At 59.8% G+C, this 24,996-nt stretch carries 24 protein-coding genes; 16 read left to right on the top strand and 8 right to left on the bottom strand.

All coding sequences use genetic code 11. The features are described from left to right. Positions 1-29: 29 nt before the first annotated feature. Positions 30-1,082 (bottom strand): phosphoribosylformylglycinamidine cyclo-ligase, encoded by a 1,053-nt coding sequence (purM, locus tag CR155_RS04085; protein ID WP_102068713.1) that lies wholly within the window; start codon positions 1,080-1,082, stop codon positions 30-32. Between the two features lie 135 nt (positions 1,083-1,217). On the opposite strand from purM, the gene hda reads away from it, so the two are divergent. From hda to folK, 4 genes are read left to right on the top strand one after another with little or no spacing between them, the layout of a single operon-like run. After that, the gene (gene hda / locus CR155_RS04090) at positions 1,218-1,904 is read left to right on the top strand and encodes a DnaA regulatory inactivator Hda (protein WP_102068714.1); all 687 of its coding nucleotides are present in this window, start codon (positions 1,218-1,220) and stop codon (positions 1,902-1,904) included. Between the two features lie 18 nt (positions 1,905-1,922). Continuing rightward, positions 1,923-2,624 (top strand): HAD family hydrolase, encoded by a 702-nt coding sequence (locus tag CR155_RS04095; protein ID WP_102068715.1) that lies wholly within the window; start codon positions 1,923-1,925, stop codon positions 2,622-2,624. A gap of 9 nt (positions 2,625-2,633) precedes the next feature. Then, the gene (gene pcnB / locus CR155_RS04100; protein ID WP_102068716.1) at positions 2,634-3,983 is read left to right on the top strand and encodes a polynucleotide adenylyltransferase PcnB; all 1,350 of its coding nucleotides are present in this window, start codon (positions 2,634-2,636) and stop codon (positions 3,981-3,983) included. Between the two features lie 18 nt (positions 3,984-4,001). Then, positions 4,002-4,487: a 2-amino-4-hydroxy-6-hydroxymethyldihydropteridine diphosphokinase gene (gene folK, locus CR155_RS04105; RefSeq protein ID WP_102068717.1), complete on the top strand. Its 486-nt coding sequence runs from the start codon at positions 4,002-4,004 to the stop codon at positions 4,485-4,487. A gap of 15 nt (positions 4,488-4,502) precedes the next feature. On the opposite strand, the gene CR155_RS04110 is transcribed toward folK, so the two are convergent. Genes CR155_RS04110 through CR155_RS04120 form a run of 3 tightly spaced genes read right to left on the bottom strand, consistent with a single transcriptional unit; the run spans position 4,503 to position 7,368 of the window. Beyond that, the gene (locus tag CR155_RS04110) at positions 4,503-5,318 is read right to left on the bottom strand and encodes an HpcH/HpaI aldolase/citrate lyase family protein (RefSeq protein ID WP_102068718.1); all 816 of its coding nucleotides are present in this window, start codon (positions 5,316-5,318) and stop codon (positions 4,503-4,505) included. Further along, entirely contained in the window at positions 5,318-6,544 is a 1,227-nt protein-coding gene (locus tag CR155_RS04115; RefSeq protein WP_102068719.1) for a CaiB/BaiF CoA transferase family protein, read from the bottom strand. Before CR155_RS04115 ends, CR155_RS04110 begins: the two co-directional genes overlap by 1 nt. After that, on the bottom strand, positions 6,541-7,368 hold the full coding sequence (locus CR155_RS04120) for an HTD2 family dehydratase (protein ID WP_102068801.1): 828 nt from the start codon (positions 7,366-7,368) through the stop codon (positions 6,541-6,543). The genes CR155_RS04115 and CR155_RS04120 overlap by 4 nt, the downstream gene beginning before the upstream one ends. 222 nt (positions 7,369-7,590) lie before the next feature. On the opposite strand from CR155_RS04120, the gene araD reads away from it, so the two are divergent. Together araD and CR155_RS04130 are read left to right on the top strand one after the other, a co-directional pair. Continuing rightward, a complete protein-coding gene (gene araD / locus CR155_RS04125; protein WP_102068720.1) occupies positions 7,591-9,324 on the top strand; it encodes an L-arabinonate dehydratase in 1,734 nt (577 codons plus the stop codon). Between the two features lie 13 nt (positions 9,325-9,337). Continuing rightward, entirely contained in the window at positions 9,338-10,054 is a 717-nt protein-coding gene (locus CR155_RS04130; RefSeq protein ID WP_102068721.1) for a ribonuclease activity regulator RraA, read from the top strand. 67 nt (positions 10,055-10,121) lie between these two features. On the opposite strand, the gene CR155_RS04135 is transcribed toward CR155_RS04130, so the two are convergent. Both CR155_RS04135 and CR155_RS04140 read right to left on the bottom strand, forming a co-directional pair. Then, positions 10,122-11,648 (bottom strand): fumarate hydratase, encoded by a 1,527-nt coding sequence (locus CR155_RS04135; protein WP_102068722.1) that lies wholly within the window; start codon positions 11,646-11,648, stop codon positions 10,122-10,124. A 73-nt stretch (positions 11,649-11,721) separates the two neighbouring features. Then, positions 11,722-12,489, bottom strand: a complete 768-nt coding sequence (locus tag CR155_RS04140; RefSeq protein ID WP_102068723.1) for a crotonase/enoyl-CoA hydratase family protein — start codon at positions 12,487-12,489, stop codon at positions 11,722-11,724. A gap of 170 nt (positions 12,490-12,659) precedes the next feature. Here CR155_RS04140 and glyQ point away from each other — a divergent pair, with 170 nt between their 5' ends. From glyQ to gloA, 6 genes are read left to right on the top strand one after another with little or no spacing between them, the layout of a single operon-like run. Next, positions 12,660-13,571 carry a glycine--tRNA ligase subunit alpha gene (gene glyQ, locus CR155_RS04145; protein WP_102068724.1) on the top strand — a complete coding sequence of 304 codons (912 nt, stop codon included), beginning with the start codon at positions 12,660-12,662 and terminating at the stop codon, positions 13,569-13,571. Continuing rightward, on the top strand, positions 13,568-15,718 hold the full coding sequence (gene glyS / locus CR155_RS04150; protein ID WP_102068725.1) for a glycine--tRNA ligase subunit beta: 2,151 nt from the start codon (positions 13,568-13,570) through the stop codon (positions 15,716-15,718). Before glyQ ends, glyS begins: the two co-directional genes overlap by 4 nt. After that, a complete protein-coding gene (gene gmhB, locus CR155_RS04155; RefSeq protein WP_102068726.1) occupies positions 15,715-16,254 on the top strand; it encodes a D-glycero-beta-D-manno-heptose 1,7-bisphosphate 7-phosphatase in 540 nt (179 codons plus the stop codon). Before glyS ends, gmhB begins: the two co-directional genes overlap by 4 nt. Before the next feature lie 2 nt (positions 16,255-16,256). Further along, positions 16,257-16,985, top strand: coding sequence for a lysophospholipid acyltransferase family protein (locus tag CR155_RS04160; RefSeq protein WP_102068727.1), 729 nt, complete (start codon positions 16,257-16,259; stop codon positions 16,983-16,985). Next, the gene (locus CR155_RS04165) at positions 16,972-17,841 is read left to right on the top strand and encodes a M48 family metallopeptidase (RefSeq protein WP_102068728.1); all 870 of its coding nucleotides are present in this window, start codon (positions 16,972-16,974) and stop codon (positions 17,839-17,841) included. Before CR155_RS04160 ends, CR155_RS04165 begins: the two co-directional genes overlap by 14 nt. A gap of 49 nt (positions 17,842-17,890) precedes the next feature. Further along, positions 17,891-18,286, top strand: a complete 396-nt coding sequence (gloA, locus tag CR155_RS04170) for a lactoylglutathione lyase (protein WP_102068729.1) — start codon at positions 17,891-17,893, stop codon at positions 18,284-18,286. Here the strand turns inward: gloA and CR155_RS04175 are convergent. Further along, complete coding sequence (locus tag CR155_RS04175) at positions 18,283-20,511, bottom strand: acyl-CoA dehydrogenase (RefSeq protein ID WP_102068730.1); 2,229 nt, start codon at positions 20,509-20,511, stop codon at positions 18,283-18,285. The genes gloA and CR155_RS04175 overlap by 4 nt on opposite strands. A gap of 135 nt (positions 20,512-20,646) precedes the next feature. On the opposite strand from CR155_RS04175, the gene CR155_RS04180 reads away from it, so the two are divergent. From CR155_RS04180 to CR155_RS04195, 4 genes are all read left to right on the top strand, one after another. After that, positions 20,647-21,072, top strand: coding sequence for a hypothetical protein (locus CR155_RS04180; protein WP_439650411.1), 426 nt, complete (start codon positions 20,647-20,649; stop codon positions 21,070-21,072). A 67-nt stretch (positions 21,073-21,139) separates the two neighbouring features. After that, on the top strand, positions 21,140-21,511 hold the full coding sequence (locus CR155_RS04185) for a glutathione S-transferase N-terminal domain-containing protein (RefSeq protein WP_102068731.1): 372 nt from the start codon (positions 21,140-21,142) through the stop codon (positions 21,509-21,511). Positions 21,512-21,655: 144 nt separating this feature from the next. Continuing rightward, positions 21,656-22,645, top strand: coding sequence for a ligase-associated DNA damage response exonuclease (locus CR155_RS04190; protein WP_102068732.1), 990 nt, complete (start codon positions 21,656-21,658; stop codon positions 22,643-22,645). Positions 22,646-22,652: 7 nt separating this feature from the next. Beyond that, positions 22,653-24,266 carry an ATP-dependent DNA ligase gene (locus CR155_RS04195; protein ID WP_102068733.1) on the top strand — a complete coding sequence of 538 codons (1,614 nt, stop codon included), beginning with the start codon at positions 22,653-22,655 and terminating at the stop codon, positions 24,264-24,266. A gap of 20 nt (positions 24,267-24,286) precedes the next feature. On the opposite strand, the gene CR155_RS04200 is transcribed toward CR155_RS04195, so the two are convergent. Continuing rightward, the gene (locus CR155_RS04200) at positions 24,287-24,991 is read right to left on the bottom strand and encodes a glutathione S-transferase N-terminal domain-containing protein (protein ID WP_102068734.1); all 705 of its coding nucleotides are present in this window, start codon (positions 24,989-24,991) and stop codon (positions 24,287-24,289) included. Between the last annotated feature and the right edge of the window lie 5 nt (positions 24,992-24,996).

A 24,996-nucleotide genomic window follows, 5' to 3' on the forward strand; every position in this document is an offset into this window, starting at 1 on the left:
TCATCGCGCAAATGTGCGGCCCAGTACGGCTATACGACCAATGCCTGGGGCGCGTCCGGGTTTTCGCGATTGATAATTTCGCCCACGATGCTGACATTCTCGCCATGAGCCGACAAGGTCGCCTTCACGGCGTCGGCCTGGTCTGCGGGCACGACGATTATCATGCCGATGCCGCAATTGAACACGCGGTGCATCTCAGAATCGGCGACGCCGCCATTCTCCTGAAGCCAGCTGAAGAGTTCCGGCATGACCCATGCGTCGCGATGCAGTCGCGCCGCAAGACCAGGCTGCAGAATACGCGGCACGTTGTCGAGCAAGCCGCCGCCCGTGATGTGTGCAAGGCCCTTGATGGCCGGTCCGTGCGCGGCCAGGGCGGCCAGCACCGACTTCACATAGATTCGGGTAGGTTCCATCACCACGTCTTCAAGGCGGCGCCCGCCCAGGTCCTGGCCGGGCCTGGCGTTGGCATGCGTGAGGATCTTGCGCAATAGCGAGAACCCGTTGGAATGGGCGCCGCTGGAAGCCAGGCCCAGGACGACGTCCCCCGCTGCGATGGACTTGCCATCGATGATGCGCGACTTCTCGACCGCGCCAACGGCGAAGCCGGCGAGATCGTACTCGCCGTCGGGATACATGCCGGGCATTTCGGCGGTTTCCCCGCCGATGAGGGCGCATCCGGACAGCTCGCAGCCCTTGGCAATACCAGCGACCACGCTGGCAGCGGTATCGACCGACAATTTTCCGCAAGCGAAATAGTCCAGGAAAAATAGAGGTTCGGCGCCTTGCACCAGAATATCATTGACGCTCATGGCAACCAGGTCGATACCAACGGTATCATGGCGCTGCCATTCGAAGGCAAGCCGCAATTTGGTGCCCACGCCATCCGTTCCCGACACCAGCACCGGCTCTTTCAGATGCTTGGGCACTTCGAACAAGGCACCGAACCCGCCGATGCCTGCCATCACGCCCGCGCGCATGGTTTTCGCGGCAAGGGGCTTGATACGATCGACAAGCGCATCGCCGGCATCAATATCGACCCCTGCATCGCGATAGGTCAAGGAAGCTGAATGTTTGTTTGTCATGAGAAATGCCGTGGGATGTGCAAGAATTGCGTGTTTAATTAAATACCGGGGTTGATTTTACGATGAACGGGGCCAACGCACGTGACTGTCTCCACATGAGGCGGCCTTGCGGGTGCGTCGCTCATTAGACAACACATGACACAGCAACTGATACTGGACTTGTTACCGCCCTCTGCGCCCACGCTGGAGAACTTCGTCGTCGGCGAAAACGCTGCGGCACTCGACGCATTGCGGCATTGGGAGCCCGGCCGCGCCATTTACCTGTGGGGCGCACCGGGCGTAGGCCGCAGCCATTTGCTACAGGCCATCTCCGCACGGCCTGACGCCCTTTACCATGGGCCTGGATCGAGTGCCGCCATGCTCAAGGACATAGCCACCGGCGAGTTGCTCAAGTACAGGCTCATTGCCATCGACAATGTGGAGCTGCTCGATGAAGTTGGACAAGCAGCCTTGTTTGCCCTGTACAATCGCTGGCGTGAGGTCGCTGCTGCCCGCCAAGGCTTTGCGCTTGTCCTGGCCGGCGATCATGCCCCCAAGGCGATGCTGGTGCGTGAAGACCTGCGTACCCGTCTTGGCTGGGACCTGGTATTCCGGCTCGAATTGCTTTCCGACCAGGATCGCGCCGAGGCCCTTAAAGCCAGAGCCGCCGCGCGCGGCCTGCAGCTGTCTGCCGAGGTGATAAGCTGGGTTCTGACGCACTATGCCCGTGACATGAGCCGCCTGACTTCGCTGATCGATGCGCTGGACCGCTACTCGATGGAGAAGCACCGGGCCATCACCTTGCCTTTATTGAAAGACCTGCTGGCATCCAGCCAGACCTGACAACCACCTGCGATCTGAATGACATCCCCTAAACGCCTGGCCCTGTTTGACCTCGACCACACCCTGCTTCCACTGGATAGCGACTATCAATGGGCTGATTTCCTGGCGCGCACGGGCCGGGCCGGCGATCCGGCCGAAGCCCAGCGGCGCAATAACGACCTGATGGAACGGTATAACGCCGGCGTACTGACCGCCGAGCAGTCCGCCGAATTCATGCTTGGATTGTTGACCGGGCCCGAGCCGGCGGAACTTGCCGCCTGGCATGAAGTTTTCATGCAGGAAGTCGTCATGCCGGCAATCCGACCGATTGCAACCGAGCTGGTGCGCGAACATCTAAACGCCGGCGATCTCTGCGCAATCGTGACGGCGACTAACGAGTTCGTCACGGCGCCAATTGCACGCGCATTCGGTATCGAGCACCTGATTGCAACCGTCCCCGAAGTGCGCGACGGCCGCTACACAGGGCGCATACACGGAGTACCGAGCTTCCAGGCCGGAAAAGTGACCCGCGTCCAGCAATGGCTGGAAAGAATGGGAATGACCCTGGCCGGATTCGACAGCTCCTTCTTTTACAGTGATTCCCCCAATGACCTTCCCCTACTGGAAGTCGTGACGCACCCTGTCGCCACCAACCCCAGTGATGTGCTGCGTGAAGTCGCCGAGCACCGAAACTGGAAAATCCTTGACCTGTTCAAGGACATGCAAGACGCAAAGTCCTAAAATACATTCATGCTTAAAGAAACAATAAAAAACTTTGTCGGCCGGCTCTTTGCCGCGCCGCGCCGCGGGCCCGAACGGGTAACCAAGGAAAAACATGGCATAGACCGGCGTAACGTCTCGCGCCATGCCATCAAGGTGTGCGAAGTACTGCACCACGAGGGTTATTCGGCCTACATCGTGGGCGGGGCTGTGCGGGATCTCATCGTCGGGCTTGAACCCAAAGACTTCGATGTCGCAACGAACGCGACGCCCAACCAGATCAGGCCGCTTTTTCGCCGGGCCCGCATCATCGGCAAACGTTTCCAGCTGGTTCACGTCGTATTCGGTCAGGAAATCATCGAGACATCCACATTCCGCGCGCCGGCGTCGGTCGAGCAGGACACTGACGAACATGGCCGTATTCTGCGCGACAACCTGTTCGGCACGCATGAAGAAGATGCCGCCAGGCGCGACTTCACGCTCAACGCCCTGTACTACGATCCGATCACCGAAGAAGTCATCGATTACCACCGAGGCTTGCCGGATTTGAAAAAAAGGGTCGTGCGCATGATAGGCGATCCCGAAACCCGCTATCGCGAAGACCCTGTGCGCATGCTGCGGGCGCTGCGCTTTGCGGCCAAGCTCAGCGCCACGATAGACCCGGCTTCGCGCGAACCCCTGGTGCGCATGGCCCACCTTATCGAAAACGTGCCCTCATCGCGCCTTTTCGACGAAATACTCAAGCTGCTGACCTGCGGGCACGCCATGGACTGTCTGCGCCAGCTCCAGGCCGTCGGACTGCACCAGAGCGTGCTGCCGTCCATGGACCTGACCTTCAAGCAAGAAGGCGGCGAGGAATTCGTCGAACTCGCCCTCGCCCGCACCGATGCCCGGGTGCGCGCCGGCAAGACGATCAGCCCCAGTTTCCTGTTTGCGGCCCTGCTCTGGAAACTGGTCAACAAACGCTGGCAGGAAATCTGTGCGGAAGGCGAGCATCCCGCTCAGGCACTCATGCAGGCCGCCGACTCGGTCGTGGCAGAGCAAACCCGCAAGCTGGCCATACAGCGGCGCTTCCAGGCAGACATGCGCGAGATCTGGTTCATGCAGGCGCGCTTCGAACGCGCCAATGCCAAGACGATCTGGCGTTTGATCGAACAGCCGCGTTTCAGGGCTGCCGTCGACTTTCTGCAGTTGCGTGCCGAGGCCCATGAAGTAGATAGCGTCCAGGCGCAATGGTGGATGGACCTGGCAAACGCCGACGACTCGAGCCGCGCCGAAATGATAGAAGCTCACGAGGCAGAACAACGCGGGAAGCCTCCGGCAGCACGCCGGCGTCGTAGCCCGCGGCGCCGGCCGGCCGCGCAGGCCAGCAGGCCCTAGTCGTGGCAGACTGCGGCGATGCATGATGATGCAACGGTATTCATAGGTCTTGGAGCCAACCTGGGCGACGCCAGGACCTGCATCGAGCAGGCAACCGCCCAGTTGGCGGCATGGCCCGGCATCGACGACTTCGTGCTGTCGCCCTTATACCGCAGTGCTCCCGTCGATTCTTCCGGGCCGGATTACGTCAACGCCGTCGCGCAATTTGCCACGCGCCTTTCGGCGCGCGATGTGCTGCGGATTTTGCAAGGCCTGGAACTGGCGCACGGCCGTCTGCGTCCGTATCGAAATGCACCGCGCACCCTGGACCTGGACTTGCTGCTGTACGGCACCCAGGACATCCGCGAGCCCGACCTTATCGTGCCCCACCCCCGGATGCATGAACGCGCATTTGTGCTCAGGCCTCTGGCCGATCTGGCGCCGACGCTGCGATTGGCCCAAGGTCCAATCGCAACGTTGCTGGCAGACTGCTCATACCAGGAACTGAGTCCACTTCCCGACTGAAGCCCAATACGGGTGTCAGATTGCTTGTTCCAGGATTTGCCTGGCGCGTTGAATGACCGGCGCGTCAACCATTTTACCGTCCATCTGGAAGGCGGAAGACCCCGTGGAATCGGCGATCTCGACAATGCGTTTCGCCCACTCCGAATCGGCGGCCGTAGGCGCAAACGCGGCATGAATGGTGGCGACTTGCCCGGGGTGTATGCACAGCATTCCACCGAAGCCCATACCGCGCACCTGTTGCGCCAACTGAAACAGACCGTCCTGGTTGGAGAAGTCGGGGAAAACGCCATCCAGCGGAGCGGCGAGCCCGTGAGCGGCGCTATGCAGCAGTATCTGGCAGCGGATGTGATTCAGCAGAAGCGCAGCCCCTTCGGTGTCTGGCGCCGTACCGAGCTCCAGCATGAGATCCAGGCTGCCAAACGAAAGACGAGCTACACCCTTTTCCTTGGCCAATTCGTCCAGGGCCAACACACCTCTGGCGCTTTCAATGATGGGCAGTACCGCGCCTGCCGCCTGCGCGACCTGTCGTACCTGAAGGGCAGATTCGGCCTTGGGCAGCAAGACACCCTGTATGTTGGGGTGATCGGCACATGCAGCAAGGTCGGCGTTGAACCAAGGGGTGGTTGCGCCATTGGTGCGCACCCAGAACCGTGCCTGCCGGTTGGCAGCGGCGAAATCGCACAAATGTTTGCGTGCCTGGTCTTTCAAGGCGTGCTCGACGGCGTCTTCGAGATCAATGATCACCGTGTCGGCACCCGAAGCAAGCGCCTTGGAAAAACGCTCGGGCCGAGTGCCCGGTACGAATAAGGCCGACCGGATTTGCTGCTGCATCAAATTACCCCTTTTTGCGCCAGACTACTGATTTCCTCTTCGGAATACCCCAGGCTGACAAGAATCGTGGCGGAATTCTCGCCCAATGCCGGAATCTTGTCCATCCGCGCCTGAAAAGCCGAACTCGTCGCCGGCGGCACGAGGGCTGGCAAAGGGCCGACCGCGCTATCGACCTGCCGCCAGCGCCCTCGCCGGGCAAGCTGGGGATGGTTCCATACGTCTTGCATCGTGTTTACGCTGGCATTGGCAATACTGGCTGCCTCGAGCCGCTCGATGACTTGGGCGCGCGATAGCGATGCAAACGTAGTGACGATAAGAACGCGCAGGGTTTCCTTGTTGACGACTCGCTGCGAATTGGAATTGAAGCGGGAATCCGCGGCCACCTCGGGCTGCATCAGCACCGTCTGGCAAAATGCCGCCCATTCGCGCTCGTTCTGCAAGCCGAGCATCACTTCGCTGCCATCGCCGACGGGAAACGGTCCGTACGGATAGATGGTGGCGTGCGACGCGCCAGCACGTGGAGGAGGGGGAGCGCCATCAAAGGCGTAATACATGGGAAAGCCCATCCATTCAACCATGCTTTCCAGCATGGAGACATCAATGCGGCTGCCCTGCCCGGTACGCTCGCGCAGCAGCAATGCCGTAAGGATGCTGCTGTAGGCGTACATGCCGGCGGCAATGTCTGAAATGGAACAGCCCGCCTTGGCCGGCGTATCCGGCGTCCCGGTGACCGACAGGAAACCGCTTTCGCTTTGTATCAGCAGGTCGTAGGCCTTTTTATCCTGATACGGACCGCCTTCGCCATACCCGGAGATATCGCATACGATCAGGCGTGGATACTTTTCACGCAGGGCTTCATACGCCAAGCCCAATCTGGCGGCCGCACCAGGTGCAAGGTTTTGCACCAGAACGTCTGCCTGCCCGATCAGATCCCGCAGGATATCCGCCGCTTCCGGGCGCTTCAGATCCAGCGCGAGGCTCTCTTTGGAGCGGTTGGTCCATACGAAGTGCGAGGCCAGGCCTTTCACCCGCTCATCGTAGCCGCGCGCAAAATCGCCCACCCCAGGGCGTTCCACCTTGATGACGCGCGCCCCCATGTCGGCAAGCTGGCGCGTACAGAACGGCGCCGCGATGGCATGCTCCAGGCTGACCACCGTGATGCCGTCCAGTGGGCGAGGTGCCGCGGCGCCGTCGGAAGTACTGCTTGATTGCAATGGTGTGCTCATGCCTTGAACCTCAATTCTGCCTGATGCGCCAGTGTGTCGTCCTGGGCTGCCCAGAGTGAGGCGCCGTCGCCAGTGAGGGCTCCAGCCACGTGAAACGGTCTGGGCGCGATGAGCGGCCGCAGGCCGCGATAGGCGAATGACGCCACCGGCTTGTCCGGATGGGCATGGACGAATGCCGTACACATCAGCGTGGCGATCATGGGTCCGTGCACGACCAGGCCGGGATACCCCTCGACCTTGGTGGCGTAAGGCTCGTCGTAGTGGATGCGATGACCATTGAACGTGACAGCGGAGTAGCGAAACAGTCTGACACTGGATGGCACGATGGTCTCTGACCATTCTGCCCGCGGCGCTTGAATGCTACCTTCGAGCTTGGGCGCGGTAGGTTCGCGGTAAACGATATCCTGCTCTTCGGAAATGCATAGTTCGCCATTCTGGCGATACTCGTGTTTCACCGTCACGAACAGCAGCTTGCCGGTACGACCTTCCTTTTCCTTGACCGCGAAAATCGTGGAACGCCGTGTGGCGGCGCTGCCCACCTGCAAGGGATGCAGAAAGTCTAGCCGGCCGCCGGCCCACATGCGATTCCGATTGTCAGCGGCGGGCAGGAAACCGCCGCGCTGGGGGTGGCCGTCGTCGCCTATCTCGTCATAAGCCACGCCCTTGACAAACAAGGCCCAGTGCCATAACAAGGGCAGGGCCTGTCCGGGACCCGGGGCGATGGCATCCAGGCTGAGCGCTATTTTCCGTACATGGCCGATATCGATCGAATCGTCGCACTCTTCGGTGCGGCCCAGCCAGGACGATGGATTCACGGTAGTCATGTCGATCTCTTCGCCTTGCATCATGTAAAGCTGTAGCTTGAAGGGTTATGGTGGACTTGTGAATTCGATTTTAAATAACACCGCCTTCACCGCATTTGAACCGAACGGGATCGTGGCATGAAATTCCTGGACGAACAGGCACTACATCCTTCTTTACACACTAATATATTAGTGTTTTAATCGCTGAAACAGCCCGCTCAACTTACACAGGCCTCATATCGTATGTCAAAACGCTCTTACGAATCGCTACGCAGTGCTCGCTGGTTTGCGCCAGATGACTTGCGCTCTTTCGGTCATCGCTCGCGCATCATGCAAATGGGCTATGCCCCTGAAGACTGGGCCGGGCGTCCCATCATCGCCATTCTCAACACCTGGTCCGATATAAATCCCTGTCACTCGCACTTCAAACAGCGCGTCGAGGACGTAAAAAGGGGCATATTCCAAAGTGGTGGCTTTCCCATCGAACTGCCTGCCATCTCGCTGTCCGAGAATTTCGTCAAGCCCACCACCATGCTCTACCGCAACATGCTGGCGATGGAAGCCGAAGAATTGCTGCGCAGCCATCCCGTGGACGGCACGGTATTGATGGGCGGATGCGACAAGACGACCCCCGGCTTGCTCATGGGCGCAATCAGCGCCGGCCTGCCTTGCATCTTTCTTCCAGCAGGTCCGATGCTGCGCGGAAACTGGAAAGGCAAAGTACTGGGGTCGGGTTCGGATGCGTGGAAATACTGGGACGAACGCCGCGCCGGCAAAATCACCAAGACGGAATGGATAGGCGTGGAAGGCGGCATTGCGCGTAGCGCCGGCACCTGCATGACCATGGGTACGGCAAGCACCATGATGGCCATCGCCGAATCGATAGGCATGTCGCTGCCTGGCGCCTCATCAATTCCTGCCGCCGATTCGAATCACATACGCATGTCGTCCGAATGCGGCCGACGCATCGTCGACATGGTATGGGAAGACCTCACGCCCAAACGCATATTTACACGCCAGAGCTTCCTGAATGCCATTGTCGTGGCCATGGCCATGGGATGTTCCACCAATGCGGTCATCCATCTGGTTGCCATGTCGCGACGCGCAGGATGCCCGGTCAGCCTGGACGACTTTGACGTTGCCAGCCGCGACATACCGGTCATCGCCAATGTCCGACCCAGCGGTGACACCTATCTGATGGAAGACTTCTTTTACGCTGGCGGCCTGCCCGCCCTGATGGAACGCCTGGGCGACCGTCTGGACCGGAGTCAGCTTACCGTCACGGGACGCACCCTGGGCGAGAACATCGCCGGCGCCGAAGTCTATAACGACGACGTGATTCGTCCCCTGGACAATCCCCTGTACCATGAAGGCGCCCTGGCCGTCCTGCGCGGCAACTTGGCTCCGTCCGGCTGCGTCATCAAGCCCAGCGCCTGCGCACCCCAATTCCTGCAACACACGGGACCGGCCCTGGTTTTCGACGATTATCCCAGCATGAAGGCGGCCGTCGAAGACGAAAACCTCGACGTCACACCGGAACACATCATGGTGTTGCGCAACGCCGGACCTCAAGGAGGCCCCGGCATGCCCGAATGGGGCATGCTGCCCATACCCATCAAACTGGTCAAGCAAGGCGTACGCGACATGCTGCGCGTGTCCGACGCCCGCATGAGCGGAACCAGCTACGGCGCGTGCATACTGCATGTTGCGCCGGAAGCCTATGTAGGCGGAAACCTTGCCTTGGTCAAGACCGGCGACATGATCACGGTCGATGTGCCAGCACGCCGTATCCATCTTGAGGTCAGCGACGAAGAGCTGGCGCAACGCCGGGCCGCCTGGACGCCCCCACCCAAGGTTTTCGAGCGCGGCTACGGCTGGATGTTCTCCCAGCATATATTGCAAGCTGACTCCGGCTGCGACCTCGATTTCCTGGAAACCGAATTCGGCGCCCCAAATCGCGAACCTACCATTTTCTAATTAGGAGCAACACGTGTCCCTGAGTCCCGCCCTACGCCAGAAGCTGGCAACCATCAGTACCGCCACACTATGCACAGCGTTGTTCAAGCGCGGCTTGCGCAACCAGTTCATCCAGGACGTCCGGCCGCTCAATCCCGCTTTGCCGAATATGGTCGGGCTTGCTTATACCTTACGCTACATCCCCGCGCGTGAAGACCTGAATCCGCTGGCCGTGTTCCAGAATCGTGATCATCCCCAGCGGGTCGCCGTAGACAATTGTCCTGAAGGCGCCGTCCTTATGATAGACAGTCGTAAAGACGCCCGCGCCGCTTCCGCCGGTTCCATATTGGTATCGCGCCTGATGATGCGTGGCGCCGCCGGCGTGGTCACAGACGGAGGCTTTCGCGACTCACCCGAAATTGCCGGCCTGCCCTTTCCCGCCTACCACAACCGCCCTTCGGCACCGACCAACCTGACACTGCATCAGGCGCTCGATATCAATGTGCCCATCGGTTGCGGCGACGTTGCTGTCTTCCCGGGGGATGTGATCGTGGGCGACGGGGAAGGCGTGGTCGTGATTCCCGCTCACCTGGCCGAGGAAATCGCCACCGAAGCGGTCGAGATGACTGCCTACGAGGACTTCGTGACCGAAGAAGTGCTCAAGGGAAGGTCGATCATCGGACTCTATCCTGCCACCGATGAACAGGCCCGGGCCGATTTTTCGGCATGGAGGCAGGCACAAGGTCGATAGGCAGGGCAAGAGGTAAAGAAGACCCACTGCCGATGCAGTGGGTCTTCTTCGTACACAGGCCTGAAGATTATTTCACGACCATCAGCGGTATTTCCGCTATGCGTGCTTTCCACTCCTTGGGTCCGGTTTCATGAACGGACGTACCTGTTGAGTCAACGGCGACCGTCACCGGCATGTCTTTGACATCAAACTCGTAAATGGCTTCCATGCCCAGGTCTTCGAAACCGACGACCCTGGCACCTCGTATGGCCTTGGAGACCAGGTATGCCGAACCGCCGACCGCCATCAGGTAGGCCGATCCGTGACGCCGTATCGACTCGATGGCCACCGGGCCTCGCTCGGCCTTGCCTATCATGGAGATCAGGCCGGTTTTCTCGAGCATCATGTCGGTAAACTTGTCCATGCGCGTCGCGGTCGTCGGGCCTGCAGGGCCGACGACTTCATCGCGTACCGGATCGACCGGACCGACATAATAGATGACGCGGTTTGTGAAATCCACTGGCAGCTGCTCGCCGTTTTCCAGCATGTCATGTATACGCTTATGCGCGGCGTCGCGTCCAGTCAGCATTTTTCCTGACAAGAGCAGGGTTTGACCGGGCTTCCAGCTGGCGACCTGATCCTTGGTCAGCGTGTTGAGGTCTACCTGCAGCGACTTGTTGTAATCGGGAGCCCAATGCACGTCCGGCCAGTCCGACAGCGATGGCGGCGTCAGCTGCGCGGGTCCCGAGCCGTCCAGTTCGAAATGCACGTGGCGCGTTGCGGCGCAGTTCGGGATCATGGCCACGGGCTTGGACGCGGCATGGGTTGGGAAGGTGTGGATCTTGACATCCAGCACCGTCGTCAGCCCGCCCAGTCCCTGCGCGCCTATGCCCAAAGCATTCACTTTCTGATAAAGCTCGATACGCAGCTCTTCCAGCTTGTTCTGCGGCCCACGCTGCAACAGCTCGTACATGTCAATGTCTTCCATGAGCGATTGCTTGGCCATCAGCATGGCTTTTTCGGCTGTACCGCCGACACCGATGCCGAGCATGCCCGGAGGACACCAGCCCGCGCCCATTTGAGGCACTGTCTTCAGCACCCAGTCGATCAGCGAATCGCTGGGGTTCAGCATTGCAAACTTGGATTTGTTCTCGGAGCCACCCCCCTTGGCGGCAACCTGCACGTCGACCTTGTCGCCCGCGACCAGCTCAACACTGACGATACAGGGCGTATTGTCGCGCGTGTTCTTGCGCGTGAACAAGGGGTCGGTGAGTATCGATGCGCGCAAGGGATTGTCGGGATTCAGATATCCCTGGCGCACTCCTTCGTCACAGACTTCCTGCATGCTGCGTTGTGTATCGAAACGCACATTCATGCCGACTTTGAGAAACACATTCACCACTCCCGTGTCCTGGCAGATGGGGCGATGGCCTTCGGCGCACATGCGCGAATTGGTCAGGATCTGGGCAATGGCGTCTTTGGCGGCAGGGCTTTCTTCACGCTCGTATGCACGGGCCAGATGCTGGATGTAATCGGCCGGGTGGTAATAGCTGATGAACTGCACTGCGTCGGCGATCGACTGGATCAAATCGCTTTCTCGAATAATGGTTGTCATGATGGTTGTTCAATCGTGGAAAAGGCAGACACCCAAAGGCCCGCCAAAGGTTTCGGATCTGGCGCGACAGCGCTTACTTGCCAGTCCAGACGGGTTTGCGCTTTTCGGCAAAGGCGGTAGCGCCTTCCTTGGCATCGGCCGAAACAAAAATATGCGCTACGCGGGGACGCTGCAGGTCGAACATGTCGGCCTGCCTCCAGTCGCGCGATTCAGCGACGATTTGCTTGGCGGTCTGCACAGCGAGCGGGCCGTTTTCGGCAATGATGCGGGCCAGCGCAATGGCCTGTTCCAGGGCTTGACCCGGTTGAACCAGGCGGTTGACCAGCCCATACTGATGCGCGCGAGCGGCGGGCAGCATTTCGCCGGTCAGCACTGCTTCCATGGCAATATGGTATGGAATGCGCGAAGGCAAGCGCACCATGCCGCCCGAGCCGGGCACGATGCCGCGCTTGACCTCTGGCAACCCGAAATTGGCGTTGTCCGCCGCGACGATCATGTCGCAGGCCAGGGCCATTTCGCAGCCACCTGCCAGCGCGTAGCCCTCGACAGCGGCAATCAACGGTTTCCGGGGCGGCTTTTCACACAACCCGGCAAAGCCGCGGCCTTCGACCAGGGGACGCTGGCCCTTGAACGCAAACGCTTTAAGATCCATGCCCGATGAAAAGGTGTTGCCCGCACCCGTCAGGATGCCGATAACCACATCGTCATTTTCATCAAGCTGGTCAAACGCCTTCGCCAATTCATGTGCGGTCTCGTAATTAATGGCATTACGCGCCTCGGGCCGATTGACGGTGATGATCTGGATGCGATCACGGATTTCAACTTTCACCAAGTCAGACATGGAGCAATCCTCAAAGTAGCAGCGGCGCCGCAACGCCTGTTAAAGATGGACGGTAACCCAATATCATACGACCAATTGGAATTGACCCTCTGCCAGGCCAGCCCTCCTTTCACGCGGAACCAGTTAAAATTGAAAAATTTTGCAGCTTCTCGCTTTAATGGCCTTCGCACATGCTCACTTTTCAGCAAATAATACTAACGCTCCAGCAATACTGGGATAAGCAGGGATGCGCCCTGCTTCAACCCTATGACATGGAAGTCGGTGCCGGGACCTCGCATACCGCAACGTTTTTGCGCTCGATAGGGCCCGAGCCATGGCGCGCCGCCTATGTGCAGCCTTCGCGCCGGCCCAAAGACGGCCGTTACGGCGAGAATCCCAACCGCTTGCAGCATTATTATCAGTATCAGGTCGTGCTTAAGCCCGCACCCACCGACATCGTGGATTTGTATATCGGATCGCTGGTCGCGCTGGGTATCAATCCCCGAGAACACGATATACGTTTCGTCGAGGATGACTGGGAAAATCCCACACTGGGCGCCTGGGGCCTGGGATGGGAAGTCTGGCTCAACGGAATGGAAGTAACCCAGTTCACCTATTTTCAGCAGGTCGGCGGCCTGGACTGCAGTCCCACCACCGGTGAAATCACGTATGGGCTCGAACGCCTGGCGATGTACCTGCAAGGTGTTGAAAGCGTCTATGACTTGGTATGGACCGAAGGCAACAACGGGCAAAAAGTGTACTACCGCGATGTCTTCCATCAGAACGAAGTTGAACAATCCACCTACAATTTCGAGCATGCCTCCATTCCCATGCTGCTGGCCCATTTCAACGATTACGAAGCAGAAGCACGTCGGCTGATCGACGTTCCGCTGGCATTGCCCGCGTACGAATCCACGCTCAAGGCCGCGCACACCTTCAATATGCTCGATGCCCGGGGCGCAATCAGCGTCACCGAACGCGCCACGTATATTGGCCGCATCCGCAATCTGTCCCGCGCCGTTGCGCAGGCTTATTTCGACTCACGCGAAAAACTCGGATTTCCCATGCTCGTGCAGCCCATTGCCGCGGAGGTCGCACAATGACCGCGGTTTCCAATTTAGAGTCCCGGCCGCTGCTGGTTGAACTGCTCACCGAAGAGCTGCCACCCAAGGCGCTGCAAAAGCTTGGTATTGCATTTGCCGAAGGCATACGCAAGATACTGGACCAACATCATTTGCTGGCCGCAGACTGTATTACGTCGGATTTTTCAACACCGCGTCGCCTGGGCGTCGTGCTCGGCACCGTATTTGCCCAGGCGCCCGACCAGGCCTATACCGAAAAACTCATGCCGGCCAAGATAGGCTTGACTCCAACTGGTGAAATCAGTCCCGCACTGGAGAAGAAGCTGGCAAGCAAAGGCCTGGGCCACCTTTGCGCATCCGAACTCATCATCGAGTCCGACGGAAAACAAGATTATCTCTACGCACGAGGCGTTGCGACAGGCGCATTGCTTCGCACCGCTTTGCAAGAAGCGCTTGACTACGCCGTTGCGCACCTGCCCATTCCAAAAGTCATGCGGTATCAATTGGCTGATGGCGTCAGCAGCGTCAAGTTCGTACGTCCCGCCCACCGGCTCATCGCGTTGTGGGGCAAGGAAATCGTTGCAACACAAGTCCTGGGACTGGAGGCAGGACGCACGACCCTGGGACACCGGTTCATGGCCAGCCGGGCCATTGATATCACGTCGCCCGACACCTACGAACAACAGCTGCATGACGAAGGCAAAGTCATTGCATCGTTCACTTCCCGCCGCGCACTGATCAACCAGCAGCTGCAGAGCCAGGCCCAAGCCCTGGGCGCGACGATAGGAACGGATGACGACGTCCATGCCCTGCTCGAAGAGGTCACGGCCCTGGTCGAACATCCCACGGTGTACGTGGGCGAGTTCGAACAGCAGTTCCTGCAGGTGCCGCCGGAATGCCTGATTCTCACCATGCGTCTGAACCAGAAGTACTTCCCACTGTTCGAACCGGAAACGGGCAGGCTCACGCACCGCTTCCTCATCGTCAGCAATATGCAGGTCGACGACCCGGTGCATATCATCGAAGGCAATCAGCGTGTGGTGCGCCCCCGGCTGGCGGACGCCGAGTTCTTTTTCCAGACCGACCGCAAAGTCCGGTTGGCCGACCGCGTTGCCGGGCTGGCCACCAGCGTCTATCACAACAAGCTGGGTACCCAGCTTGAACGCGTGGAGCGTGTGCGGCACATAGCACGCCACGTCGCTGGCCAACTGGGTGCCAACGTCGAGAACGCCGACCGTGCCGCACTGCTGGCCAAAGCCGACCTGGGCTCGAATATGGTTGGCGAATTCCCCGAACTGCAGGGCATTATGGGCGGCTATTACGCCAAGGCCGATGGCGAACCCGACGATGTCGTCCTCGCCCTGCAGGATCAATACCGCATACGTCTCGATACTCCCGTCTCCGCCGGTACGCTTACCTCGGCCGTGCTTTTCATCGCCGAACGCGCCGAGACATTACTGGGCATATGGGGCATAGGCCTGGTGCCTACCGGCGAGCGGGACCCTTACGGGCTGCGCCGGGCCGCCCTGGGACTGATCAGCGCCTTCGAGCAATTGCAGGCGGGCGGCTATTTGGCAATCCACAACAGCCAAGGACTGCGGCTGCCCCAGCTGCTTGCCCAGGCCGCGGCAAGCTTCGCCCCCGATGCGCTAGGTGCGGCAACGGCACACGAAGTCCAGGCGTTCGTGTACGAACGCTATCGGAACCAGTTGAACAACGACTTCGACCGCAATGTCGTCGATGCCGTGCTCGCAATTGAACCGCCGCTGCACCAAGTCCATGCCCGCATACAGGCCTGCGCCAATTTTGCGCAACGCCCTGAAGCAGAAAGCCTGGCCGCCGCCAACAAGCGCATTGCAAACCTGCTCAAGAAAGCCGACGAGCAACCCGGGGCCGTCGATCCCGGCAAGCTGGCTGAACCGGCCGAACAAGCCCTGGACGCCGTCATCCGCAAGCTCAAACCGCAGGCCGAAGCCCAGTTGGCGCAGGGCGACTTCACCGCCAGCCTGGCTACCGTGGCACAGGCCAGAATGGCCGTCGATACTTTCTTCAACGATATCATGGTCATGGCAGACGATCCCGCCATCCGTGCCAATCGCCTGGCCCTGCTGGCGGAGCTGCACCACGTCATGAACCAAGTCGCCGACATTTCCAGGTTAGCCCAGTGAAACTTGCCATACTCGACCGAGACGGGGTCATCAATCAAGACAGTGATGAGTACATCAAGAGCCCGGACGAATGGATAGCCCTGCCCGGCAGCCTCGAAGCCATCGCCCGTCTCTCTCGCGCCAATTGGCGCGTGGTCATCGCCAGCAACCAGTCCGGCGTGGCGCGCGGCTTGTTCAGCATGGATACGCTCAATGCCATCCATGCAAAGTTGCGTCGCGAACTTGCGCATGTAGGCGGCACCGTCGATGCCATTTTTATCTGCCCGCATGGACCTGACGACGGCTGCGCATGCCGCAAGCCCAAACCGGGCATGCTGTTTGACATAGCGGGCCGTTATGATATTGATATCAAGAACGTACCAGCGGTGGGCGATTCGCTGCGCGATGTGCAAGCGGCCGTGGCGGCCAATTGCACCCCGTGGCTAGTCCTTACGGGCAACGGTGAAAAAACCAGAAACCATCCCGACCTGCCCGCTGGCACCCAGATCAGGACGGATCTCGCCGCCGTCGCCGACGCCTGGCTTTCCGAGGAATAAACATGGCAGTACTTCGCTCAACGCTCTACCAGATATTTCTTGCCGTTACAGTCATCCCCTATGCCATCGCCTGCTTGCTGTGGTGGCCCCTGCCCCTGCACTGGCGCTATAAACTCACCATAGGCTGGCCTCGCCTGGGCATCTGGGGCGCCAAGGTCATACTGGGCATTCGATGGGAGTTGAAAGGAGCGGAGAACTTTCCCGACGGACCTGCCGTCATGCTCTCCAAACACCAGTCCGCCTGGGAAACGATGTTCATCATCGGTTACATGCCCCGCGACATGTGTTTTGTCTATAAGCGGGAACTGCACCGCATCCCGTTCTTCGGCTGGGGACTCGCGCAATTGCGAATGATACCGATAGACCGTGCAAAAGGCCGGGATGCCTTCGAGCAGGTGGTCAAGATCGGGCAAGAACGCATCAATGAAGGTCGCTGGCCGATATTGTTTCCCGAGGGAACGCGCATGTTGCCGGGCAAGACCGGCCGCTACAAGCTGGGCGGGGCCTTGCTGGCCACACGCACCAATACGCCTGTCATCCCGGTCGCTCACAATGCCGGCGAGTGCTGGCCGCGCAATGCCTTCATCAAGAAGCCAGGACTTATCACCGTCTCGATAGGCCCACTGATCGAGACCGCCGGACTCGACGCGGATGCAGTAAACCGTAAAGTCCAGGAGTGGATCGAATCTGAAATGCGGATACTGAATCCCGAGCGATATGGACCTGACTGAGCAGCTAACCCTCTTTTCCGACAGTCCCGCCTGCAACACGGCGCCGCAGCCCGCTCCCATGGCCAGGGCGGAGCTCACCGTCACGACCACGTGTCCGCCAGCCTTGCCGTCGAACGCCCGTTGGCGCGAAGTGAAGGCGGCACAGCAGACCATCGGCTACGTGTTACAGCGATCGCGACGAAAAAGCATCGGACTCACTGTGAATGACGACGGCCTCCAAGTCACGGCTCCCAATTGGGTCACACTGAGCCAGATCGATACGACCGTGATCGAGAAAGCCTCCTGGATACTTGGCAAGTTGCGTATCAGGCAGGCGCGCCAGCAGCACCAGGCCACTGCCGCGACCTTATGGCAGGATGGCGGGACCATCCCTTACCTCGGGACCCATATTGTGCTGAAGCTGGACGGCACACAGAAGACCCCACTGTTTCTGGGTACCGCCTTTTCACCCATGCACGGCGATGTACTCAGCCTGGCCCTGCCCGCTGCTGCGGATCGCAACCGGATACGTGACAGCGTGCACGCCTGGTTGCAACAACAAGCCCTGGCCTGGTTTGGCGATCGCCTGCAGCATTTCCTGGACGCCACTCAATTGAAAATCCGCCGCTGGCGACTTTCGTCGGCTGCCACGCGGTGGGGGTCATGCAGCAGCGATGGCAATATCATGCTGAATTGGCGGCTTATTCATTTTGAACACGCTATCATTGACTACGTCATTGCTCACGAGCTGGCGCATTTGCGCCATATGAACCACAGCAAAGAATTCTGGCGCGAGGTCGGATTGATACTGCCCGGGTTCGAGCCCGCCCGTAATGCGCTTCGACAGCATGACCCCAGCTCGCTGCCGCTCATTTGACACCCTGGTCCCACCAGCCATCATCCGAACAACTTTCAAGGAGATTGCGTTGCGCCTACTACATACCATGCTACGTGTCGGCGACCTGGACCGGTCGCTGATGTTCTACACCGATGTCCTCGGAATGAGACTATTGCGCCGTAAAGACTACCCCGATGGAAAGTTCACACTTGCCTTTGTGGGCTACCAGGACGAAAGCGAAGGCGCCGCCCTGGAGCTGACACATAATTGGGACACGTCTTCCTACGACTTGGGCAATGGCTACGGGCACATTGCCCTGGAAGTCGAGGATGCGTACGACGCCTGTGCCCGCATCAAGGAACGGGGCGGCAACGTGACACGCGAAGCCGGCCCCATGAAACATGGCCAGACCGTCATTGCTTTCGTGGAAGACCCCGACGGCTACAAGATAGAACTCATACAGCGCAAAGAGCGGGTCGACTAAGCCGGATGTTGCGGCCGTTGAAATTCGTCGGCCGCAAAATCATCCACGTCGACAACCGCCGCCACGGCCTGCTCCGCCGCCTCCAGCGCATCGGCCTGTGCTTGTGTTATCGCGCCATTGGCATGCGCGACCCGCCAATCCCTCAGTCCAGCGTGCCTTACGCGGTCAAGCACCGGCTGGACTTCGACGACCAATTCAAAGGCGCGTTCCAAACGCTCGACGCTGGGGCTGTCATGGCCGTCCCACACCGCACCCACCAGCCGATCGCGCGTATCGGATGGTTCGAGCAGCATGTTGGCACATAGCGCTGTCGTCTTGTCGGACGGCGGCGTAGCCCGCATGCCCGGCGGCAGAAGCAAAGCGCGCAGCACCCAACTGGCGCTGCGCACAGGAAGATTGAGCAAGACATCGTCCAGTCGCTTCTCGATCGTCGCAAAAGCCTGCTCGGCACACCACTTTACGAGCGGCAGATCGGATTCATGTTGCCCCTCGTTTTGCCATCGCTTGAGCACGGCCGTAAGCAGGTACAGCTCGGCCAGTACATCACCCAGGCGGGCCGAGAGCATCTCCTTGCGTTTCAATGACCCACCCAGTGTCAGCAGCGCGACTTCGGAGACCAGGGCGAATGCCGCAGAATACCGGATCAGGCCGCGATGGTAAGCAGCTGTAGCCCCCGTTCCATGCGGGGCTGAGATGAAGCGCGCGGCTGTCCATGCCATACCACTTGCACGCAAAGCGTTCCCGACACTGTGCGCCAGGTGTTTCCATATCACGGCATCGAAGGCGTCCTCGCCGGCGGTCTGATCGCTATTGCCAAACGCCACGACTTCTTTCATGAGATAGGGATGCGCCCGTATTGCACCCTGCCCGAAAACGATGAGACTGCGCGTGAGGATATTGGCGCCTTCCACCGTAATGGCCACGGGTAAGGCACGATAGAGATTTCCCAGATAATTGCTTGGTCCGTCTATGACGGCCTTGCCGGCGTGCACATCCATGGCATCGTTTACGGATTGCCGCATGCGCTCGGTGGCATGCAGCTTCATGATGGCCGATACGACGGACGGCTTGTAGCCCAGCTGCAGTCCGGAACACGTGAAACGGCGGGCCGCTTCCACCAGGTAGGCATTGCCGGCCAGGCGACCCAGCTTTTCCTGGACGCCTTCGAATTTGCCGATCGGGATGCCGAACTGTGTCCGCACACGGGCATAAGCCCCCGAAGTATGCGCCGCGAACACGCAAGCGGCAGCCGACAAGGATGGCAGGGAGATTCCCCGCCCGGCGGCCAGGGCGCTCATGAGCATCTGCCAACCCTGCCCTGCCCGCTGCACGCCGCCGATCAGGGCATCGATCGACACGAAGACATCGGAACCTTCGGTCGGACCATTCTGGAACGCCTGCATGGCAGGCAAGTGCCTGCGGCCTATGGTGACGCCCGGAAGATTGGTCGGTACCAATGCTAGAGAAATGCCCGGCTCCGGCGTGTCGCCGATAAGGCCGTCGGGATCGGACAACCTGAAAGCCAAGCCCATGACCGTCGCTACGGGACTGAGAGTGATATAGCGCTTGCGCCAGTTGAGCAGTATGCCCAGCGTTTCGATGCCGTCGACATCGCGCCGGCATACCACACCGGTGTCGGTCATGGCCGAGGCATCGGATCCGGCTTCCGCGCTGGTCAGGCCGAAGCAAGGAATCTCTTCGCCACGGGCAAGCCGGGGCAACCAGTACTGGCGCTGTTCTTCAGTGCCGAACTGCATAAGGAGTTCACCGGGTCCCAGAGAGTTGGGCACCATGACCGTGACACCCGCGGCGATGGATCGCACAGAGATGCGGCGCACCACTTCGGAATGCGCGTACGCTGAAAAACCAAGGCCGCCATATTCCTTGGGAATAATCATGCCGAAGAAACCATTCTGCTTGATATATGCCCACACTGGTGCAGGGAGATCGCCATGCCGCCATGTGATTTCCCAATCGTTGAGCATGCGGCAAAGTTGGGCGACCGGGCCTTCCATGAACGCCTGCTCTTCGGCATTCAACACAACGGGCTTTACATTGACGAGGGTTCCCCAGTCGGGCTTGCCAGAGAAGATCTGGGCATCCCACCAGACATCGCCCGCTTCGATGGCCTGGCGTTCAGTCGGGGAAAGTGTGGGCATGCTGTCGCGCGCCATACGATACAGAGGTTCGGTCAGCCACTGACGGCGCCACGCTCTCCAGTTCATGATATTCCTTTGCTGCCCAATGTGATGATGATCATTATCTCCTGAAAGCACCACGCATGAATCCGGGAAATAATGGCCGGAAGTCGGTCCTGGCGGTAAAATCGTCGCTTGCTTCTGTATCTCCGGCGCTCCCACGTGAATCCAGTGCAGCCCTCCATTCCCGTTCCTATCCGCGAAGCCTGCCCGCCTGGCGCGTGCACCTGCGAGCGCGAAAAGCTGCTGGGCGACCCGAATGGCGACACACGCATCCTGCTGCTGACCAAAGATCAGGAGAAAAAGCTTATTGCGCGCATCGAGACTATTTCGAGCTACGATGACTTGAAGCACGTTCAGGAACGCATCCATGATCAGCTCGGCGTGCTGCTTCAAATCAGCCCCAGTGTTCATGGTGTGCGCACGGTGCGCGGCCTGACCATTCAACTCGGCCCTCGGCCTGGACTGTGCAGGAAAACGCAGCAGGCCATACCCGCTGCCATACGTCGATGTCTCGAGCAGAATCCCCACATCGTCTATGCCCTGCTCGACGCGCAGGATCTGCTTGGCGCTCCGCCGCAGTCATGATCCGGCGTTACCAGGCAACCGAACCGGGTAAACTTCGGTCTTTCCTGCAAGTGTCGAAATTACCCCCATGTTGATAAAAACCCTGCGTGCTGGCCTTGGCCAAATGATCGTGCTTGGCGATGCCCTCACTCGTCCCCGCCCGCAACACCGTTCCGTCGAAGGCCAGGCGAGGGTCGTCAAGGAAGCGGCCGGACTGTCGCTTTATCAATTCCACGCCTGCCCGTTCTGCGTCAAGACGCGCCGCGCCATGCACCGCCTCAACGTACCAGTCGCGTTGCAGGACGCCAAGGCGAGTCCCATGCGCGAACGTCTGCTTGAGGGCGGCGGCAAGGTCAAAGTACCCTGCCTGCGTATCGAGGAATCGGGGAAGTCCCGCTGGCTTTACGAATCGAACGACATAATCGCCTATCTCGAGCAGCGCTTCGCCGGTATTGCCTGATTACGCAGAATCGGACATCAACGATAGTGTCCCTTCTGTTGTCTGAAGCAGCAAAGGCACGGCAGGGAGGACACATTCCTGGACGCCCATACGCGCCGACGTTCTGCCTATACACTATGCGGGTCAAGACAACGAAACCTAGCCATGGAAGACCTCGTCCAGCTACGTCCGGAAGGCCTGTATTGCCCGGCGGGCGATTTCCATATCGACCCCTGGCAACCCGTAGCGCGCGCGGTAATCACGCACGGGCACGGCGATCATGCCAAAGCAGGGATGGGCGAATACTACACGACCCGTGCCGGCCTGCCGATCCTGCAGTGGCGGCTTCCGCACCAGGTGTTCCATCCCTACGACTACAGCGAGGCATTCCAGCTGGGCCATGCGCTGGTATCGTTCCATCCGGCAGGCCATGTGCTGGGTTCGGCTCAAGTACGCATTGAGGTCGACGGCGTCACTTGGGTAGTTTCCGGCGACTATAAGCGCCAGGCCGATCCTACATGCGCCCCGTTTGAAGTGGTGCCGTGCCATACCTTCATCACCGAATCCACATTTGGCCTGCCCATTTACCGCTGGCCCGATACCTCGCTTGTTGCGCGCGACATCGTACAATGGCGAGACCATTGCGCAGCACGCGGGCAAACCGCGATATTGTATTGTTATGCCTTGGGAAAAGCCCAACGCGTGCTGGCCGAGATCATGGCGCATACTGACCGGGCTGTGCTGCTGCATGGCGCCATGGCGGTCGGCGTGGACATTTATCGGCGCGCCGGCATCCCGATGATACCCACCCGCCTCATCAGCGAAATGCCCGCAGCATCGGATTTCGCGGGCGAACTGGTGATCGCCCCTCCCTCGGCGGCAGGCAGTTCATGGCTGAGACGCTTCCGGAATGCGCAACAAGGCTTCGCCTCAGGCTGGATGCGCGTACGCGGCAACCGGCGGCGGCGCAATATGGACAGGGGCTTCGTCATTTCGGACCATGCTGATTGGCCGGACCTGATGAGCACCATACGTCAAACGGGTGCAAGCCGGATCATTGTGACCCACGGCGATACGCGTGCATTGGTGCGCGCGCTCAAGGACGTCGGAATTGCTGCCGAAACGCTGGCGACCCAGTTTGGCGAGGACGACTGACACTCACATGGAACGCTTTGCTCTCCTTTACCAGGAATTGGATCGCAGCACAGCCACGCTGGACAAACGTGCCGCCTTGATCGCTTACTTCCGCGATGCGCCGCCACGTGATGCGGCGTGGGCACTTTATTTGTTGTCGGGCGGGAAGATCACCAGCGCAAAGCGCAAAATCGCCACCTCCGCGGAATTGCGCGCATGGATAGCCGCCGCTGTGGACATGCCCGACTGGTTGGTGCAGGAAAGCTACGACCATGTCGGCGACCTTGCCGAGACCCTGGCATTGCTGATGCCAGATCCGGACCACCCCATGGAAGATATCTCTTTGGCGGACTGGATTGAATTGCAACTCCTGCCTGTGGCCAACGCGGCGTTCGAAGTCAGGCGGGAGGCCATCCTGCGGGCATGGCGAGGACTGACCCTGGACCAACGGCTGGTTTTCAATAAGCTGCTGACCGGTTCCTTGCGGGTGGGTGTCTCCAAGCGACTGGTACAGCAGGCGCTGGCCGAGCTTTCGGGAGTGGACATTGCGCGTATCGCACAACGCATGCTGGGTGCATGGCTGCCTTCGCCGGCTTTCCTCAGGGATTTATTATCCGCGAAACGATTGCCCAGCGACAGCCAGCAGCCCTATCCCTTCTTCCTCGCATCGCCGCTGGAAGCCGACCCAGGCGCGCTGGGCGACATTGCCGACTGGCTGCTGGAGTGGAAATGGGATGGTATCCGGCTGCAAGTGCTCAAGCGCCGGGGAGGCGTCGCGCTCTGGTCCCGGGGGGAAGAACGTCTTGACGGACGCTTCCCCGAAATAGAGGCCGCGACGGCCCACCTCTCCCGCGACTGTGTGCTGGATGGCGAATTACTGGCATGGCGCAAGGACGACGATGCGCCGTTGCCCTTTACCGCCTTGCAAACACGCATCCAACGGCTCAAGCCCGGGCCAAAAGTCCTGAAAGAAACTCCCGTGCAAGTTCTGGCTTACGACCTGCTGGAATGCGATGGCGAAGACCTGCGATCGCTTCCACAGCACGAACGGCGTCATGTCCTCGAGTCACTGCTGCAGCAATGCCCCCCAGATTCGCCCTTGCGCCTCTCGCCCCGGATCCAGGCCGTCGACTGGAATGAGGCTGGTGTTCTGCGTGCCAGCGTGCGTGAGCGCGGGGTGGAAGGCCTGATGCTCAAGCGCCTGACCGCAAGCTACCAGGCCGGACGGCGCCGCGGCGACTGGTGGAAATGGAAAATAGACCCGTTGACCATCGACGCCGTACTGCTGTACGCACAACCCGGGCATGGACGACGCAGCACGCTGTATACCGACTATACGTTTGGACTCTGGACGGGTGAAACATTGACGCCCATCGCCAAGGCCTATTCCGGTCTGAGCGACAAGGAGATACTTGAACTCGACAAGTGGATCCGGGCACATACGACCGACCGCTACGGGCCGGTCCGGGCCGTTGAACCGCTGCACGTCTTTGAGCTGGCGTTCGAAGCGGTTAATCTTTCCAGACGGCATAAATCCGGCATTGCGGTCCGCTTTCCCCGGATCCTGCGCTGGCGGCGGGACAAGCCCGTCGTTGAAGCAGACCAGTTGGAAACACTGAAAGCCCTTGCCAGGCAGACCTGACTTTGGCGCCTTCGCATGGATCAGGTGCGTTTTGGTGTATCGAGCCCCTTGACCACCGCCGGACGGGCTGCGAATATATCCAACACACGTCTTACGTTCTTGAAATCGGCGATCCCCACCAAGTCGCCTGCCTCGTAGAAACCGATCAGGTTGCCTACCCAGGGGAAGGTGGCAATATCGGCGATGGTGTATTCGTCGCCCATGATCCAGTCACGGTCCTCGAGGCGTTGGTCGAGCACCCCCAGCAGACGCCTGGCCTCTGCCACATAGCGGTCACGGGGGCGTTTGTCTTCGTAATCTTTCCCGGCAAACTTATTGAAAAAGCCCAGCTGGCCGAACATCGGACCTATGCCGCCCATCTGGAACATCAGCCACTGTATCGTCTGGTAGCGGCCAGGCGCATCGCTAGGCATGAACTTTCCGGTTTTCTCGGCCAGATAGATAAGAATGGCGCCCGATTCGAATAGCCCCAGCGGCCGTCCATCCGGGCCGTCCGGGTCCACGATGGCGGGAATCTTGTTGTTGGGACTGAGCGTAAGGAATTCCGGCGAGTTCTGCTCGTTTTCTTCGAAGCGGACAAGATGCGGCTCATAAGGCAGTTTTGTCTCTTCAAGCATGATGGCCGCCTTCACGCCATTGGGGGTCGGCAGCGAATAAAGTTGGATGCGGTCAGGATGCCGCGCGGGCCATTTCTTCGTGATCGGAAAAAAAGAAAGATCAGTCACTGTAT

This window comes from Pollutimonas nitritireducens, assembly GCF_002849615.1.
Classification (GTDB): domain Bacteria; phylum Pseudomonadota; class Gammaproteobacteria; order Burkholderiales; family Burkholderiaceae_B; genus Pollutimonas; species Pollutimonas nitritireducens.